Origin of the sequence: Clostridium fessum (assembly GCF_003024715.1) — a bacterium.
GTDB classification, from domain to species: Bacteria; Bacillota; Clostridia; order Lachnospirales; family Lachnospiraceae; genus Otoolea; species Otoolea fessa.
The window spans coordinates 611831-628549 of sequence record NZ_PYLO01000002.1 but is presented as its reverse complement, the minus strand read 5'-3'; the positions used below and the strand labels follow the sequence as shown (position 1 = coordinate 628549).

The 16719-nt window shown below is 52.8% G+C and carries 15 protein-coding genes; 14 read left to right on the top strand and 1 reads right to left on the bottom strand.

The genetic code is table 11. The features are described from left to right. Position 1: 1 nt before the first annotated feature. Positions 2–1267 (bottom strand): sensor histidine kinase, encoded by a 1266-nt coding sequence (locus tag C7U56_RS08025; protein ID WP_107000833.1) that lies wholly within the window; start codon positions 1265–1267, stop codon positions 2–4. A gap of 295 nt (positions 1268–1562) precedes the next feature. Here C7U56_RS08025 and C7U56_RS08020 point away from each other — a divergent pair, with 295 nt between their 5' ends. The 14 genes from C7U56_RS08020 to C7U56_RS15615 all read left to right on the top strand — a co-directional run bounded on the left by C7U56_RS08020 (position 1563) and on the right by C7U56_RS15615 (position 16640). Further along, positions 1563–2435, top strand: coding sequence for a methionyl aminopeptidase (locus tag C7U56_RS08020; RefSeq protein WP_107000832.1), 873 nt, complete (start codon positions 1563–1565; stop codon positions 2433–2435). A 424-nt stretch (positions 2436–2859) separates the two neighbouring features. Further along, positions 2860–3801: an AEC family transporter gene (locus C7U56_RS08015; RefSeq protein WP_107000831.1), complete on the top strand. Its 942-nt coding sequence runs from the start codon at positions 2860–2862 to the stop codon at positions 3799–3801. Positions 3802–4104: 303 nt separating this feature from the next. After that, positions 4105–4446: an SPFH domain-containing protein gene (locus C7U56_RS08010; protein WP_146143917.1), complete on the top strand. Its 342-nt coding sequence runs from the start codon at positions 4105–4107 to the stop codon at positions 4444–4446. Between the two features lie 19 nt (positions 4447–4465). Next, positions 4466–6481, top strand: coding sequence for a V-type ATP synthase subunit I (locus C7U56_RS08005; protein ID WP_107000829.1), 2016 nt, complete (start codon positions 4466–4468; stop codon positions 6479–6481). Positions 6482–6483: 2 nt separating this feature from the next. After that, positions 6484–6951: a V-type ATP synthase subunit K gene (locus C7U56_RS08000; protein ID WP_022358667.1), complete on the top strand. Its 468-nt coding sequence runs from the start codon at positions 6484–6486 to the stop codon at positions 6949–6951. A gap of 45 nt (positions 6952–6996) precedes the next feature. Next, positions 6997–7590: a V-type ATP synthase subunit E gene (locus C7U56_RS07995; protein ID WP_107000828.1), complete on the top strand. Its 594-nt coding sequence runs from the start codon at positions 6997–6999 to the stop codon at positions 7588–7590. Positions 7591–7617: 27 nt separating this feature from the next. Then, positions 7618–8592 (top strand): V0D/AC39 family V-type ATPase subunit, encoded by a 975-nt coding sequence (locus C7U56_RS07990; RefSeq protein ID WP_107000827.1) that lies wholly within the window; start codon positions 7618–7620, stop codon positions 8590–8592. Next, positions 8585–8905 carry a V-type ATP synthase subunit F gene (locus C7U56_RS07985; RefSeq protein WP_107000826.1) on the top strand — a complete coding sequence of 107 codons (321 nt, stop codon included), beginning with the start codon at positions 8585–8587 and terminating at the stop codon, positions 8903–8905. Before C7U56_RS07990 ends, C7U56_RS07985 begins: the two co-directional genes overlap by 8 nt. Positions 8906–8929: 24 nt before the next feature. Next, complete coding sequence (locus C7U56_RS07980; RefSeq protein WP_107000825.1) at positions 8930–10699, top strand: V-type ATP synthase subunit A; 1770 nt, start codon at positions 8930–8932, stop codon at positions 10697–10699. Then, positions 10700–12073 carry a V-type ATP synthase subunit B gene (locus C7U56_RS07975; RefSeq protein ID WP_022358662.1) on the top strand — a complete coding sequence of 458 codons (1374 nt, stop codon included), beginning with the start codon at positions 10700–10702 and terminating at the stop codon, positions 12071–12073. It abuts the gene before it with no gap. A gap of 113 nt (positions 12074–12186) precedes the next feature. Then, the gene (locus C7U56_RS07970; RefSeq protein WP_022358661.1) at positions 12187–12858 is read left to right on the top strand and encodes a V-type ATP synthase subunit D; all 672 of its coding nucleotides are present in this window, start codon (positions 12187–12189) and stop codon (positions 12856–12858) included. 331 nt (positions 12859–13189) lie between these two features. Continuing rightward, positions 13190–14431: a glycoside hydrolase family 10-like protein gene (locus tag C7U56_RS07965; RefSeq protein WP_107000824.1), complete on the top strand. Its 1242-nt coding sequence runs from the start codon at positions 13190–13192 to the stop codon at positions 14429–14431. A 294-nt stretch (positions 14432–14725) separates the two neighbouring features. Continuing rightward, positions 14726–15646: a nucleotidyltransferase family protein gene (locus C7U56_RS07960; RefSeq protein WP_107000823.1), complete on the top strand. Its 921-nt coding sequence runs from the start codon at positions 14726–14728 to the stop codon at positions 15644–15646. 130 nt (positions 15647–15776) lie between these two features. Beyond that, positions 15777–16640: a hypothetical protein gene (locus tag C7U56_RS15615; RefSeq protein WP_181357202.1), complete on the top strand. Its 864-nt coding sequence runs from the start codon at positions 15777–15779 to the stop codon at positions 16638–16640. Positions 16641–16719 lie beyond the last annotated feature (79 nt).

Here is a 16719-nt window from a genome sequence, read left to right as displayed (position 1 = left end):
GTTATTTGTCCTCCTTTGGAAGAGTAAAGTAAAATTCGGCACCGCGCGTGTGGTTGATTGCCTTGATTTCGCCGCCGTGGGCGAGAATGATCGTTTTACAGATGGAAAGCCCGATTCCCATGCCCTTTCGTCCATCCGGCGAAGTGCTGGTCGTGGAAGAAGAGCCGTCAAAGATGGTTGCCAGCTTCTCCGGCGGGATGCCGACGCCGTAATCACGCACATGAAAAATCGCATAGTCGGAAAGCGATTCCACATAGCACTCGATCGGTTCGGTGCTTTCCGCGTGGACAACGGAATTTTCCAGCAGGTTGATGAGAACCTGTTCGATGAGAACTGCGTCCATCGGGACCATCAGGAATTCCTCCGGCACGCGCACATGGATATTGGCGTCTGGAAGTCTCTTTTTTAAGCGGATCATCGCCTCGGAGAGAACTTCCTCGACCGGTTCCGAGGTCTTAGTTACCTTTGCCGTCTCATTGTTGATACGCGTGACGGAGAGCAGGTTTTCAACCATGTTTAAGAGCCAGTTGGAATCCTCAAGAATATGGCGCACCAGCGCATTTTTCTCAACCTCCGGGAGGCTGCTGCCATTTTCCAGATATACGGTACTGGAACCGATGATGCTGGTAAGCGGGGTGCGGAGGTCATGGGAGATTGCCCGCAGCAGGTTCGCCCGCATCTTTTCCTTTTCCGCTTCCATCAGCATCTTTTCACGTTCTGCCAGCACGCGCGCCTGTGTTTTCATGTTGCTTGTGATGGCGCTTGTAATGCTGGAAATTGAAAACATTGCCACGAAGGTAATCGGATAGCCGGCCATCGTGAAATCCAGCGCGAAATACGGATACGTGAACAGAAAATTGACGCAGACAACGCCGACAAAGGAGGAGAACAGACCGAAGCTGTATCCGTCCGTAAAACGCGCTACCAAAAAGACTGCCAGAATGTATGTTAGCGCGATGTTGGCAGTCGGATTTTTGAGCGCATGAAAAAAGCAGAACGCGATGATCGTGGCGGTACCCATGAAAAACAGGGTAAGTCCCCAGCTCTGTATGTATGTCGGAAGCGCACAGAATTTTTCAACGATCGGGCGGGTCCGGAACCAATTTTTTAAGGCGTCAATTTTGGATGGATGTGTTTTGCCGCCATTGGAAATGCTGGTATCCGGAGAGTTTGGTTCGGCTGAACCTTGAAGGCTGCTGGCTGATTCTGTTTTCAGGAAAGTTTCATTGGAAGTTCCAGAAACAGAAGGTTTACTTGAATGTTTCATTTAAATAAAGAAAGTCTCCTTTCAAAAAATTCATATGGATGCTTCTATTATACAATGTTTCTTCTGAAAAATAGAGAGGAAGACTGTTAAAAAGTTGAAAAAATCGTGAAAATTTGGGATAAAAACAGTAACACAATTATTGAGAATCTGGCTGGATAAGGGCGATTTCATTGCATTTTTAGCGTCGGTGTGTTAAACTCCAAACAGTCTCCCGAATGAGGGAAGCAGGCTGACCCGCCTGTTAGAAAGTGACAAACGGGCTGCCGGAGTGCAGGGCGAAAGGAATGAAAGTAAGATGAAAAAATTAGGAAGAAATGATCTGTGCTGGTGTGGAAGCGGAAAGAAGTACAAACATTGCCATGAGGCGTTTGACGAGAAGCTGATGGAGGCGGCGGACGCCGGATATCAGATCCCGGATCACGACATGATCAAGACCCCGGAGCAGATCGAGGGGATCCGCGAGAGCTGCAAGATCAATGTGGCAGTTCTGGACTATGTGGCTGAGCATATCAAGGCTGGCGTCACAACCGAGGAGATCGATCAGTGGGTATACAATGAGACAACCCGCATGGGCGGAATTCCGGCGCCGCTTGGCTATGAAGGATTCCCGAAGAGCGTGTGCACATCCATCAATGACCAGGTCTGCCATGGCATTCCGTCAGAGGATGTCGTATTAAAGGATGGCGATATCATCAACGTGGATGTTTCGACCATTTATCACGGCTATTATGCGGATTCTTCCCGTATGTTCTGCATCGGAAATGTCAGCCCGGAACATAAAAAACTGGTGAACGTTGTCAAAGAGTGTGTGGAATTAGGTCTGGAGCAGGTAAAACCGTGGGGCTTCATGGGCGATATGGCGGAAGCGGTCCAGAAGCATGCGGAAGAAAATGGCTATTCTGTGGTTCGTGAGATCGGCGGTCACGGCGTTGGCATCGAGTTCCATGAGGATCCGTGGGTTGGATATATTGGTCAGAGAGGCACCGGCATGATGTTTGCACCGGGCATGATGTTCACGATCGAGCCGATGATCAACGAGGGAACCGAGGAAGTATTCGTGGACGGCGATGACGACTGGAGTGTATACACGAAGGATGGAAAAGCATCCGCCCAGTGGGAGATTCAGGTGCTGGTAACCGAGGATGGCCATGAGGTGCTTTCCTGGTAGTTTGCAGAGTACATAAAAAGAGACGGCGTCAAACCGTCTCTTTTTTGTACCCAAGGTGGGTGTTCTTCACAGCCGAAGGGGGATAAAAGACTGCGAAGAAATATCTATATAAAGGAAATTGTTGTTAGTCGAGCCAGATAACGATTGCGCGCATCTTGTAGTGTCATCTGCCTCATTGATGTTATGCCATTATAATACTGGATAATTGTGTCCATATTTTGACCAATATCTAAAATAAATCTAAACGAGTATTACATAATTCGAAACTTTTTCGGAACTGTTTATGAGGACGGCGCGCTTGAATTTTTCTTGTCGATTTCTTGGATGGGGTATATAATAAATCTGGTGATTAAAGGGGTGCGGTCTGATTGGATAGAAACCGCGTCCAGAACAAAGCAATTAAGAAGAAAGTGGCAGGAATTATATGGAAAATTTTTTATTTGCACTTAATACAGTCCTTCCGTTTCTGCTTTATATCGCATTTGGATATGGAGTCAGGATGGCGGGGCTGGCGGATGAGGATTTTATGAAGCGCCTGAATAAAGTGATCTTTCAGGCATTCTTTCCGATTCTGATGTTTAACAACCTGTATTCCATTCCGGAGGGAATGACATTAAATCTGCGCCTGGTGGCAGTCGCCATTATCAGCGTGCTGCTTTTGCAGGCGGTTCTGCTTGCTGTGGTTCCGCGTCTGGTAAAGGAAAATGAGAGGCGCGGCGTTATCATCCAGGCGATTTACCGCAGCAATTTCGTCCTGTTCGGCATTCCGCTGGCAACCAGCGTGTTCGGTGAGGAGGGAACACTGCTGGCGACGATGATGGTGGCGATCGTGATTCCGGTCTACAACATAACGGCGGTCGTGATTCTGGAATTGTTCCGGGGCGGCAAGGTCCCGGTTTCTGTTTTGATTAAGAATATCCTGAAAAATCCGATGATCCGCGGCGCGCTCCTGGGCTTTATCTTCCATATATTAGGGATTAAACTTCCGGTTTCCGTGGAAGGACCGATCAAGCAGTTTGCCAATCTGACAACACCGCTGGCGCTGTTCGTACTGGGCGGAACGCTGCATTTCAATGCGATCGGCGGCAATCTGAAATATGTGGTTCCGTCGATAACCTTCAAGATGGTGATCCTGCCGGCAGTGGTTCTGGCGGTTGCGACGCTGCTCGGCTTTTCCGGTGTGGAACGTTTTGTTTACTTTGAAATGTACGCGACTCCGGTTGCGACGGCGTCCTATGCGATGGCGCAGAATATGGGCGGCGATGGCGAGCTGGCGGGACAGTTTGTCGTGCTGAGCACGGTCGCCTCGGTTGTGACGATCTTTTTGTGGGTCTATTTTCTTAATTCGATCGGATGGCTCGCATAAAAATAAATATATAATAGGAGACTGCCAGACAGTGGTTTGTGGAAGAGCAACAATTGTCTGGCAGCTTTTTTTGTGGAAACAAACACTGTTTTTCATGAGAACCGAAATTTTTTTTCATAAATTAAGATGTATGTATAATCTTTTCAAAATTAAAACATTTAATAGACAAAACTGATTGAAAAAGTTATAATAGTATACAAATGCGAGAAAACTTATTTATTTTCCATGTGCTTTTGATGCTTCGAATCAGCGAATTGTATGGAATGGGAGGATGTGAAACATAATAAGGATATTGCATTATTGTTGAAAAAAATTAGGGGAAAAGGTGGTGGTTCAATGATCAAGGAGACGATCCAGGCGGTCGAGGACGCAGAGGCGAAGGCATCGGAACTGGTCGCGCAGGCTTCGGAGGATGCACGCCGCGTTAAGGCGGAGGCGGAGGCAGAAGCGGATCGAATGCTCGCAGATGCACAGAAAAGGGGGAAAGAAGCAGCTGTGAAGCAGGAAGAAGAACTGACTCTCAGAGGGGAGGAGTACGTAAAACAGGCACTGGCAGAAGCCGAGGCGGAGTGTCAGACGCTCAGAGAGACGGCGGACAGACGGAAACCGGAGGTGGTTGACCGGCTCATAGCGGAACTGGTCTAGTGAATGGAGGGATGTAGATATGGCAGTATTGCAGATGCAAAAGCTATGTATCTGTGCCCTGAAGAAGGACCGTAAGTCCCTGATGGAGTTTCTGCAGGCTGCCGGAGTGCTGGAGCTCTCTGCGGAGGCGGAGCCGGACGAGGTATTTAAGCGGACGGACACGCTGGAGGATCGGCAGAAGTTTGAGCGAAATGCGGCGACGGCGGATCGCGCATTGGAAGTGCTTGCCGCGGTGGTTCCGGAGGAAACATCGATGCTTGCTGGACTTGCCGGAAAGCCGCTTGCAAAGGCAGGCGCGTACCGGGAGACGGAGGCGAACGCAGAGGCGCTTTTAGGTCAGGCGGAACGCATTTTGAACCTGCAAAAGCAGATCACGGAGGAAAAGACTGCGGCGCTTAGACTGCTGGCGGAGGCGGAAAGCCTGAAACCGTGGCAGAAGCTGGAGATTCCACTTGCGTATCAGGAGACGAAACGGTGTGCTATCTTAGTCGGCGCGGTCGGCGGAGGCGCTTATACGCAGGAAGAAATTTACGCTTCGGTGGCAAAACAGGAGCCGCAGCTTGAAAAATGGGAGCTGGAGGTTGTCGGAAGCGACGCCGACCAGACCTGCATTGCGGTAATTTGCCTGAAAGAGGACGAGGAGAAGCTGGAGACAGCACTCCGGTCGATTGGATTTGCCCGTCCGGCGCGTCCGGTGGAGGAAGTTCCGGCAGCTTACGCTAAGAAACTCAAAGCGCAGGCGGCAGAGCATGAGGGACGCGCGGCAGCGACGGAAGAAGAACTGAAACAGTGCGCTCCGGCGAGGGAAGATTTGAAATTGTTATCCGACTATTACCGCCTGAGGGCACAGAAGTATGAGGCGCTCGGCGAGATCTTACAGTCGGAAAAAACGTGTATGATCACGGGATTTATCCCGAAGCGCGATGCGAAAGGACTGGAGGAGAAGCTGAATAGCCGGTTTGAACTTGCAGTGGAAAGTTCGGATGTGCCGGAGGATGAGGAAGCACCGGTGCTTCTCTCCAACGGAACCTTCGCGGCGTCGGCGGAGGGCGTGACCGCGTCCTTTGGCTTACCGGCGAAGGGGGAGATGGACCCGACCGGCATCATGGCAGCGTGCTATGTATTTTTGTTTGGTCTGATGCTTTCAGATGCGGCATACGGATTTATTGTATTTTTGATGTGCTTCCTGGCACTTAAGAAATTCCCAAGGATGGAAGAAAACCTGCGGAAATCACTGCGGCTCTTTATGTACTGCGGACTTTCGACCCTGTTCTGGGGCGTCATGTTCGGCGGTTATTTCGGAGATGCGGTGGACATCGTGAGCCGGACGTATTTTGGACATACGGTGACGATACCGGCGCTCTGGTTTGTCCCGCTAAATGACCCGATGAAGCTTTTGGTTTATTCGATGTTATTTGGCGTGATTCACTTATTCCTGGGGCTGGGACTGAAAGGATATATGCTCTTAAAGGATGGCAAGGTTGTGGATTTTATCTGCGACGTGGTACTCTGGTACCTCCTGCTTCTGGGGCTGATCCTGATGCTGCTTCCGACGGAACTGTTTGGTTCCATCGCGCAGATGAATATCGTATTCCCGCCGGTGCTTAATTCGCTGGCAAAGGGAATGGCGATCGTGGGCGCGCTGGGAATTCTGGTGATGTCGGCGCGCGACAAGAAGAATCCGATCCTGCGGCTGGCGCTTGGCGCATATGATTTGTATAATATTACCGGATGGGTGTCGGATGTGCTTTCCTACTCGCGCCTTCTGGCGCTCGGACTGGCAACCGGCGTTATCGCATCGGTTATCAACCAGATGGGAAGTATGGTTGGAAATAATGTATTTGGCGTGATTGTATTTATACTGGTATTCTGCTTCGGACACCTGTTTAACCTGGCGATCAACCTGCTCGGCGCGTATGTGCATACCTGCCGTCTGCAGTACGTCGAGTTTTTCGGAAAGTTCTATGAGGGTGGCGGAAAGGCGTTCCGTCCGTTTAAGCAGATAACAAAATACGTGGAAATCAAGGAGGATTAAATATGAGCGGAATTGTATTTGCATTGTTGGGAGTTGCAGTGGCGGTTATTCTTGCAGGTATGGGTTCAGCCTACGGCGTAGGCGTGGCAGGTCAGGCAGCAGCCGGAGTCGTAACCGAGGATCCGGATAAATTCGCGAAGGTGCTTCTGCTCCAGCTGCTTCCGGGTACCCAGGGTATCTACGGTCTGCTGGTTGGTTTCATCGCTCTTTCTAAGATTGGTCTTCTTGGCGGCGGCGCTGACATGAGCATGTCGATCTCCCAGGGACTCTTATATCTGGCAGCATGCCTTCCGATCGGCGTGGTTGGTCTGGTATCGGCGAGACATCAGGGAAGAACGTCGGTTGCTTCCATCGGTATCGTAGCGAAGAAACCGGAACAGTTTGGTAAAGCGATGCTGTTCCCGGCGATGGTTGAGACCTATGCGATTCTGGCACTTCTGGTTTCGATTCTGGCAATCAATGCACTGTAATCTGGCACGGCGGAAAGAATCAAAATCAGTTAAGGAGTGAAGCGTATGAATGGATTAGATAAGATTATTGCTCAGATCCTTGACGATGCAAAGCAGGAATCGCTTGCGATTCAGGAAAAAGCAGCCGGTGAAGCGGAGACGACCCTTGCGGCAGCCGGTGAAAAGGTAAAAAAGCTGGAGGAAGAGCAGGCGAAATCGGCGGCGCAGCGTGAAAAAAGCTATGAGGAACGGCTTCGTTCTTCGGCGGCGCTAAAGAAGCGCCAGGCGATCCTTGCGGCAAAGCAGGCGATCATCGAGGAAATGCTTGCGGCGGCACACAGGGAGCTGCTGGCAAAGCCGGATGAGGCGTATTTTGCATGGATGGAGCAGCTTCTTTCCCGGTTCGTGACGGATCGGGCAGGAGAAATCTATGTTTCAAAACGTGATTTAGAGCGGATGCCGGATGATTTTCCGGCAAAGATAGAGAAGGCGGCGCAGGAAAAAGGCGGAAGCCTGGTACTGAAAAAAGAACCGAGGGAGATCGACGGGGGCTTTGTTCTGGTGTACGGCGGCGTCGAGGAAAATTGTTCTGCCGGGGCGTTGTTTGCGTCGCAGCGGGATGAGCTGGCGGACAAGGTACATGCGATGCTGTTTGGATAACGGCGGGAGAAGGTAAGGAGGGCTTATATGTCTGATACAAAATATGCCTACGCGGTCGCCCGGATCCGGGCACTGGAAAATGGGCTTTTTTCCTCCGCACAGATTGAACAGCTGCTGTCCGTAAAAAGCTACGAGGGGGCGCTGCGTTTCCTGACCGAACACGGCTGGGGGGATGCAGATACACCGCTCAGCGCGGAGGCGATCCTGACCCGGGAGAAGGCGAAATCCTGGGAGACGGTCCGCGACCTTTTGAAGGGCGACGACGCGATCCTGGCAGTGCTTTCCTACGGGGATCTCTACCACAATTTAAAGGCGGCGATCAAGGATGCAGCGGCGCCGGGCAGCCACGGCAATGTCTATTTTGACGACTGCGAGGTGGACGGCGCGCGGATGTCGAAGATCGTGGCGGAGAAGGACTGGCAGGCGCTTCCGGCACATATGCGGGAGGCGGCGAAGGAAGCCAGCGAGACATTTCTGCACACGGGCGACGGGCAGCTCTGCGATATCATTGTTGACCGGTCGGCGCTCGCAGCTATCTATGAGTGCGGAAAGAATGCGTCCGACGCGATCATCCGCGATTATGCCGAGACAACGGTCGCGGTGGCGGATATCAAGATAGCGGTGCGCTCCCAGAAGACGGGAAAACATCTGGATTTTATGCGGCGCGCGATGGCACCGTGCGATAGCTTGAATATCGAGCGCCTGTCACAGGCGGCTCTTGGCGGTGTCGGCGCGATCTGCGAGTATCTGGAAGGAACCCGCTATGGGGGCGGCGCGCAGGCATTAAAGGAATCGCCGTCGGCGTTTGAGCGGTGGTGTGACAATCAGCTGATCGAGACGATCAAGCCGCAGAAATACAACCCGTTTACGGCGGGACCGCTGGTTGCCTATATACTGGCGAAGGAAAATGAGATCAAAACGGTCCGTATCATCCTGACCGCCCGTCTGAACGGTCTTGAGGAGGAACAGATTCGGGAAAGGATAAGGGAGATGTATGTATAAGGTTGCAGTAGTCGGAGATTACGACAGCATCTACGGATTTGCGGCGCTGGGACTGGAGACATTTCCGGTGTCCGATGTAAATGAGACGGAGAAAGTATTTCTGGAACTGGCTTCTGGTTCCTACGCGGTGATCTATATCACCGAGGCGGCGGCTGCCGGGATTGAGACAGCCATCGACCGCTACCGGGAACAGCCGCTTCCGTCCGTGATCCTGATTCCGGGTATTTCCGGGAATACGGGAAAGGGCGTGGAGTCGGTCAAGCATTCGGTGGAACAGGCAGTTGGATCGGATATTCTGTTTGGAGATGCATGATAGAAAGGTGGGTGAAACCTTCCAATGAGCAAAGGAACGATAAAGAAGGTAGCAGGACCGCTGGTTATCGCCAGCGGGATGCGGGATGCCAATATGTTTGACGTCGTCCGCGTCAGCGACGAACGTCTGATTGGCGAGATCATAGAGATTCACGGAGATGAAGCGTCGATTCAGGTATATGAGGAGACTTCCGGTTTAGGACCTGGCGAGCCGGTAGAGTCGATGGATGTGCCGCTTTCGGTTGAACTGGGACCGGGACTCCTGACGAGTATCTACGATGGAATCCAGCGGCCGCTGGACGATATCATGAAGGAGACGGGCAGCAACAACTTAAAGCGCGGCGTTGAGGTTCCGTCTTTAAAGCGTGATAAGAAATGGCAGTTTGTGCCGACCGTGAAAGCGGGCGACAGTGTGGAAGCAGGCGACATCATCGGTACCGTGCAGGAGACGCTGATCATTGAGCATAAGATTATGGTGCCGTATGGTGTAAAAGGTACCGTCAAAGAGATCAAGAGCGGTGAATTTACGGTGGAGGAAACTGTAGCGGTCATTGAGACGGAAAACGGCGAAAAAGAGCTTACAATGATGCAGAAATGGCCGGTTCGGCGCGGACGTCCGTATCAGACGAAGCTGCCGCCGGTAAAACCGCTGATCACCGGACAGCGTGTCGTTGACGCATTCTTCCCGATCGCCAAGGGCGGCGTGGCAGCCGTACCGGGACCGTTCGGAAGCGGCAAGACCGTCATCCAGCACCAGCTGGCGAAATGGGCGGAAGCGGACATTGTTGTTTACATCGGCTGCGGTGAGCGCGGCAACGAGATGACGGATGTTTTAAATGAGTTCCCGGAGTTAAAGGATCCAAAGACCGGGCACTCCCTGATGCAGCGGACCGTGCTGATTGCCAATACTTCGGATATGCCGGTAGCAGCCCGCGAGGCATCGATTTACACGGGTATCACGATCGCAGAGTATTTCCGCGACATGGGTTATTCGGTGGCACTGATGGCGGATTCCACCTCCCGATGGGCGGAGGCGCTGCGAGAGATGTCGGGACGTCTGGAAGAGATGCCGGGCGAGGAAGGTTATCCGGCCTACTTAGGAAGCCGTCTGGCACAGTTCTATGAGCGTGCCGGTCATGTCATCTGCCTTGGCAGGGACGGACGCGAGGGCGCGCTGTCCGCAATCGGAGCCGTATCCCCGCCAGGCGGCGATATTTCCGAGCCGGTTTCCCAGGCGACGTTGCGTATCGTCAAGGTATTCTGGGGACTCGATTCAGCGCTGGCATACAAGCGCCATTTCCCGGCGATCAACTGGCTGACCAGTTATTCCCTGTATGTGGACAATCTGGGAAAATGGTTTGATGAGAATGTATCGGATGAGTGGATGAGCTGCCGCCAGGGTCTTATGAGCCTTCTGCAGGAAGAGGCAGAGCTGGAGGAGATCGTAAAGATGGTCGGCATGGATGCACTGTCCCCGATCGACCGCCTGAAAATGGAAGCGGCGCGCTCGATCCGTGAGGATTTCCTGCATCAGAACTCCTTCCATGAGATTGACACGTATACACCATTGCAGAAACAGTTCCGCATGATGAAGCTGGTGCTGGCGTTCTATGAGCAGTCGAAGAAAGCGCTGGAAGGCGGCGCTTCCATCCAGAATCTCATCAAGATGCCGGTGCGCGAGCAGATAGGACGTTTTAAATATACGAAGGCAGAAGACGTGGAGAAAGAGTATCAGGCGGTCCTCGATGAACTTGCGAAAGAGGTTGCCGATGCGGCTGGAAAGGGGGCATTCTAAATGCCGAAAGAATATAGAACCATACAGGAGGTTGCAGGTCCTCTGATGCTGGTGCAGGGCGTGGAAAATGTTACCTATGACGAGTTGGGTGAGATCGAGCTGGCGAGCGGCGAAAAGAGACGCTGCAAGGTGCTGGAGATCGACGGCGGCAATGCGCTGGTACAGCTTTTTGAGAGTTCCACGGGTATCAACCTTTCAAATAGTAAGGTGCGTTTTTTAGGCAGAACGATGGAACTTGGCGTATCGGAGGATATGCTGGGACGCGTCTTTGACGGTCTGGGCAATCCAATCGACGGCGGTCCGGAGATCCTGCCGGAGGAACGCCGCGATATCAATGGTCTGCCGATGAACCCGGCGGCGAGAAGCTATCCGCAGGAGTTTATCCAGACGGGTGTTTCCGCGATCGATGGTCTGAATACACTGGTTCGCGGTCAGAAATTGCCGATTTTCTCGGCGTCCGGTCTGCCGCATGCGAATCTGGCAGCCCAGATTGCGAGACAGGCGAAGGTGCGCGGCACGGACGAACCGTTTGCCGTTGTCTTTGCGGCGATGGGTATCACCTTTGAGGAAGCGCATTTCTTTACCGAGAGCTTTAAGGAGACGGGCGCGATCGACCGTACCGTCCTGTTTATCAACCTGGCAAACGATCCGGCGGTTGAGCGTATCGCGACCCCGCGTATGGCGCTGACGGCTGCCGAGTATCTGGCATTTGAGAAAAATATGCACGTTCTCGTTATCCTGACGGATATCACGAACTACGCGGATGCGCTGCGAGAGATTTCGGCTGCCCGCAAGGAAGTTCCGGGACGCCGCGGTTATCCGGGTTATATGTACACGGATCTTGCATCCCTGTATGAGAGAGCCGGACGCCAGAGAGGCAAGAATGGTTCGATCACGATGATTCCGATCTTAACCATGCCGGAGGATGACAAGACGCACCCGATTCCGGACTTAACCGGATATATTACCGAGGGACAGATTATCTTAAGCCGTGATCTGTACCGCAAGGGCATCACACCGCCGATTGACGTACTTCCGTCGCTGTCCCGTCTGAAAGATAAGGGAATCGGCGAGGGCAAGACGCGTGCTGACCATTCGAACACCTTAAACCAGCTCTTTGCGGCGTATGCGCGCGGCAAGGAAGCGAAGGAACTCATGGTGATCCTGGGCGAGGCGGCATTGTCCGATGTTGACTTAATCTATGCAAAATTTGCGGACGCCTTTGAAAAAGAATATGTTTCCCAGGGCTACAATACGGACCGCGATATCGAGGAGACGCTGCGGATTGGCTGGAAACTGCTTTCCATCCTGCCGAGAAGCGAGCTGAAACGTATCGATGAGAAGTATCTGGATCTGTATTATGGGAAAGAGTAAAAATGCCTGTGCATGGCGGATGCGCTTGAAAACGAAAGTGGCGTGTCATAACGCGGCTGCGGGAGCTGGCGGATCTGTCGTGACAAAGTGATTGCAGGAGAGAGGTGGTACGCATGGCATCGACACAGGTCAACCCGACCCGAATGGAGCTTACGAGGCTGAAAAAGAAGCTGGCGACAGCCACGCGGGGACATAAACTGCTGAAGGATAAGCGGGATGAGCTGATGCGCCAGTTCCTGGATCTGGTCCGGGAAAATATGGCGCTGCGCCAGAAAGTGGAGGCGGGCATCAGGAGTGCGAATGTGAATTTCGTCATCGCTAAAGCCGGGATGTCCGAGCAGGCGTTAAATACCGCGCTTGCCGCGCCGAAACAGGCGGTTTATCTGGAGGCAGACAAGAAAAATGTAATGAGCGTCGATATTCCGGTGTTCCATTATAAGACCCGGACGGCGGATGAGAACGATATTTACTCGTATGGATTTGCGTTTACTTCGAGCGATCTGGACGGGGCAGTCAAGTCGCTGGCGGACATTCTGCCGGATATGCTGCGGCTGTCCGAGACAGAGAAAGCCTGCCAGCTCATGGCAGCCGAGATCGAGAAAACGCGCCGGAGAGTCAATGCGCTGGAACACGTAATTATTCCGGAGGCGCGCAAAAATATCAAATATATCACGATGAAGCTGGATGAAAATGAGAGAAGCACGCAGATCCGCCTGATGAAGGTGAAGGATATGATGCTGGAGGAGAAGCATCATTATAAGGAGAAGCGGGAGCTTTGTTCGTGATGATGAAAATGCCTCTTCTGGCGGCTTTAGGGCTGTCAGGGGAGGTTTTTTTGCACATAGTTGTGAAAATGACGGGACGAGCCCACGAGGTCCGAACCGCCCTTTCGATATACCTTTGTTCGCTTGCTTTCACTACAGATGTTCGCCCATGACGGACTGCGTCCGCCCTGTTCGGACACCTGTGTTCAAGATGCGTACAAAGATATATGAAAGGCGGTTCGGACCTCGCGGGCTCGTCCCTGTGTATTGGAAAAAAAAAGAGACAGAAAAAAGTAAAGTATTTATTGGAAATATTTGGTAGAATAGGAGGAAATGAGGGGAGGAATTTTGCATGGCAAAGCAGGTACAGAGGGCGATCGGCTGGGTGGCAGCATTTCTTTTGGCGGTGGGGATGTTGTTCCTGCCGGTTTCGAAGGCGTATGCGGGTCCGGTATCGGGCGGCAGTCCTGGAAGTGGAGAGATGAGAGGTGTCTGGGTTTCGTATCTGGACTGGAATGGATGGGCGAAGGATGAGGCTGGATATAAGAAAGCGATGGATCAGACACTGGACCTCTGTGTACAGAAGGGGTTAAATGCGGTTTTCCTACAGGTTCGCCCGGATGGAGATGCGATGTATCCGTCACAGTATTTCCCGTGGTCGAAATTTGCCTCTGGAAAACAGGGAAAGAATCCGGGGTATGATCCGCTGGCATATGCGGTGCAGGCGGCGCATCAGCGGGGCTTGCAGCTTCATGCGTGGATCAATCCGTACCGGATCACGGGGTATCTGAACCGTTATTCGGATCTGTGTGCGTCAAATCCGGCGATCGCGTGGGCGAAGGACGGGGACAGTTCGAATGACCGGTGGGTATTGTGCCAGAATGGTGAGTATTATTACAATCCGGCGATTCCGCAGGTGCGCCAGCTGATTATTGACGGTGTGAAAGAGATCGTGACGAATTATGAGGTGGATGGCATCCATTTTGATGATTATTTCTATCCGAATCTCGATGACAGCAAGGCGGAAACATGGTTTGATTATCCGGAGTACCAGGCGGGCGGCACATCGCTGAGTGTGGCGGCGTGGAGACGGAATAATGTCAATGAGCTGGTAAGGGGCGTTTACAGTGCGGTCAAGTCGATCCGTCCGCAGGCATTGTTCGGTATCAGCCCGGAGGGATATTTACAGAACCTCCGAAAAGATACCCGCCAGTTTACAGATGTGGATGCGTGGATGACCCAGAGCGGCTATGTGGATTACCTGATGCCGCAGATTTACTGGGGATTTGAGGCGAAGCAGAACGGCCAGGCAGCGGGCTATGCGTTTGCAAACTGCCTGAATGAGTGGGTGACGCTGAAAAAGAAGGGCAATGTGAAGCTGTATGTCGGTCTGGCGCTCTATAAGACCGGAACAGATGCAGTGGACGGCAACGAGGTGCCGGAGTGGCAGCGGTATCATGATATCATGAAGCGCGAGGTGCAGGCTGGACGGGCAACCGGACAGGTGAGCGGTTACTGCTTCTATGATTTACCGTCTCTGACGCGTGCGTCGGCAGCGGAGGAAGTGGCGAATGTGACGGCGCTGTTCCATTAAGTGCTCCCTGATAGTTACTGTTCACGCATACGTGCCCAGTAACGGAATTTGCCGTGGCTTCGCATTTAAATACGGCAAATTCCTGCTGCCACCACGTTTTCTTACGGCACTTTCGGTTCCAAAAGTGCCTACCCGTGAACGGTAACCATGATACCTTGTTGTGTAAATGGGAACCCCTGTGGATGATTGCAACCACAGGGGTTCTGTGCTATACTGGATATACGATTGCAGTAAAAATGTTGTTGTTCACATAATGTTCAGATGGCAGCAAATATACGGACGAGGAGAGGGAAGATGAAAAAAACAGCACTTGTCATTATGGCAGCCGGAATCGGAAGCCGTTTTGGCGGAGGGATCAAACAGCTGGAGCCGGTGGGTCCGAATGGGGAGATCATTATGGATTACTCCATCCATGACGCGCTGGAAGCGGGATTTGACCGGATTATCTTTGTGATCCGCCATGATTTGGAGGAGGACTTCAAAGAAGTGATCGGGAACCGGATTGAGAAGATTGCGCCGGTGACATACGCATTTCAGGAGCTTTCGGATGTACCGGAGGGATTCAGTGTCCCGGCAGACCGGAAAAAACCGTGGGGAACCGGACAGGCGATTTTGAGCATTCGCGGACTGGTCGAAGAGCCATTTCTGGTGATCAATGCGGATGATTATTATGGAAAAGAAGTGTTCCGAAAGATTCATACATACATGGTGGAACAGATGGACGTGAACGCACCGGTGTATGATATCTGTATGGGTGGCTTTATTCTGGCAAATACGCTCAGCGAGAACGGCGGCGTGACACGCGGCGTCTGTGAGGTGGGTGAGGGAGAGATTTTAAAACGCGTAACCGAAACCTACAATATCCAGAAGACAGCGGACGGCATGACGGCGACGGATAAAGAGGGGAGTCCGGTTTCGGTTCAGGAGAACCAGCATGTATCGATGAATATGTGGGGACTCACACCGGGCTTTGTGGAGGAGCTGGAAAAAGGATTTCCAGAGTTTCTTGCGGGGCTGAAAGAGGGCGACGTGAAGTCGGAGTACCTGCTTCCGACGATCATCGATCAGATGATCCACGACGGACGCGCACGGGTGAAGCTTCTGGAGACGCATGACCGCTGGTTTGGCGTGACCTACCGTGAGGATAAGGAGAGTGTGACGGAGTCGATCCGGGCGCTGATCCGTGAGGGCGTGTACCCGGAAAAACTGTTTTGATAATTTGAGGAACAGTTGATTCGGCTGTGCAGAGGATAACGTGAAAAACGGTACGTGAGAATAACATGATACGCATAAATCCTGCATAGGATACCATGTAAGCCTTGAATTAAGGGGGAATGGCAGTCCGATGCAGGATTTTGCATATTTTAAGAGTCTTTATCCGGCTGCATGTAAGCAGATGCAGCTTTGCGTGGAAGCGGTCTGTGATGAGCTGGAGTATGAGGGGAGTCCCATCTATGATGAATATCCGGATCGGATCTTTCTGGAAAAACTGACAAAACGGGCACTGGAAAAATGGCAGAAGGTTTATCCGGCTGGAACGGAAAGGACGGATACACTGACGACCTATATAAAGGCGGCGGACGTGGGTACCGTATCCACAGAAGAAGGAACGGCGATGGTGGAAAATTCCCTGAAAATAGATTCTCCTGGTGGAGAAAGAGAAGAGAATCTGGCGGGAACCAGCATACAGCCGCATCTTCCTGGAAATGATGTATGGTATGGACCACTTCGGGGCGAACAGAAGGGCGGAAACGCTGGATATATGGTGTGGGAGGCGGATGAGCCGAATCTGACCGCGCAGGAGCGCCGTCCATGGAGTCCGCCGCCGGGACCGCGCCCGGGAGGACCAGGAAATCCGTGGGGACCGCCGCCCCCGCCGCCGGGACCGCGCCCGGGAGGACCGGGAAATCCGTGGGGACCGCCGCCTCCGCCGCCGGGACCGCGCCCGGGAGGACCGGGAAATCCGTGGGGACCGCCGCCCCCGCCGCCGGGACCGCGCCCGGGAGGACCGGGAAATCCGTGGGGACCGCCGCCCCCGCCGCCGGGACCGCGCCCGGGAGGACCAGGAAATCCGTGGGGACCGCCGCCCCCGCCGCCGGAACCGCGTCCGGGGAGACCGGGGAATCCGTGGGGAGCGCCGCTTCAGGATTTTCTTCAGGTTTTATTAATGAATGAGCTGCAGGAGCGAAGACGGTGTCGGAAGTGCTGAAATTGCGGTTTTTGGGTGCAAATTTTCTGAATCAAAATGCGGTAACATCCAGTTGTGACACGGATTTTGCCGATTTGGA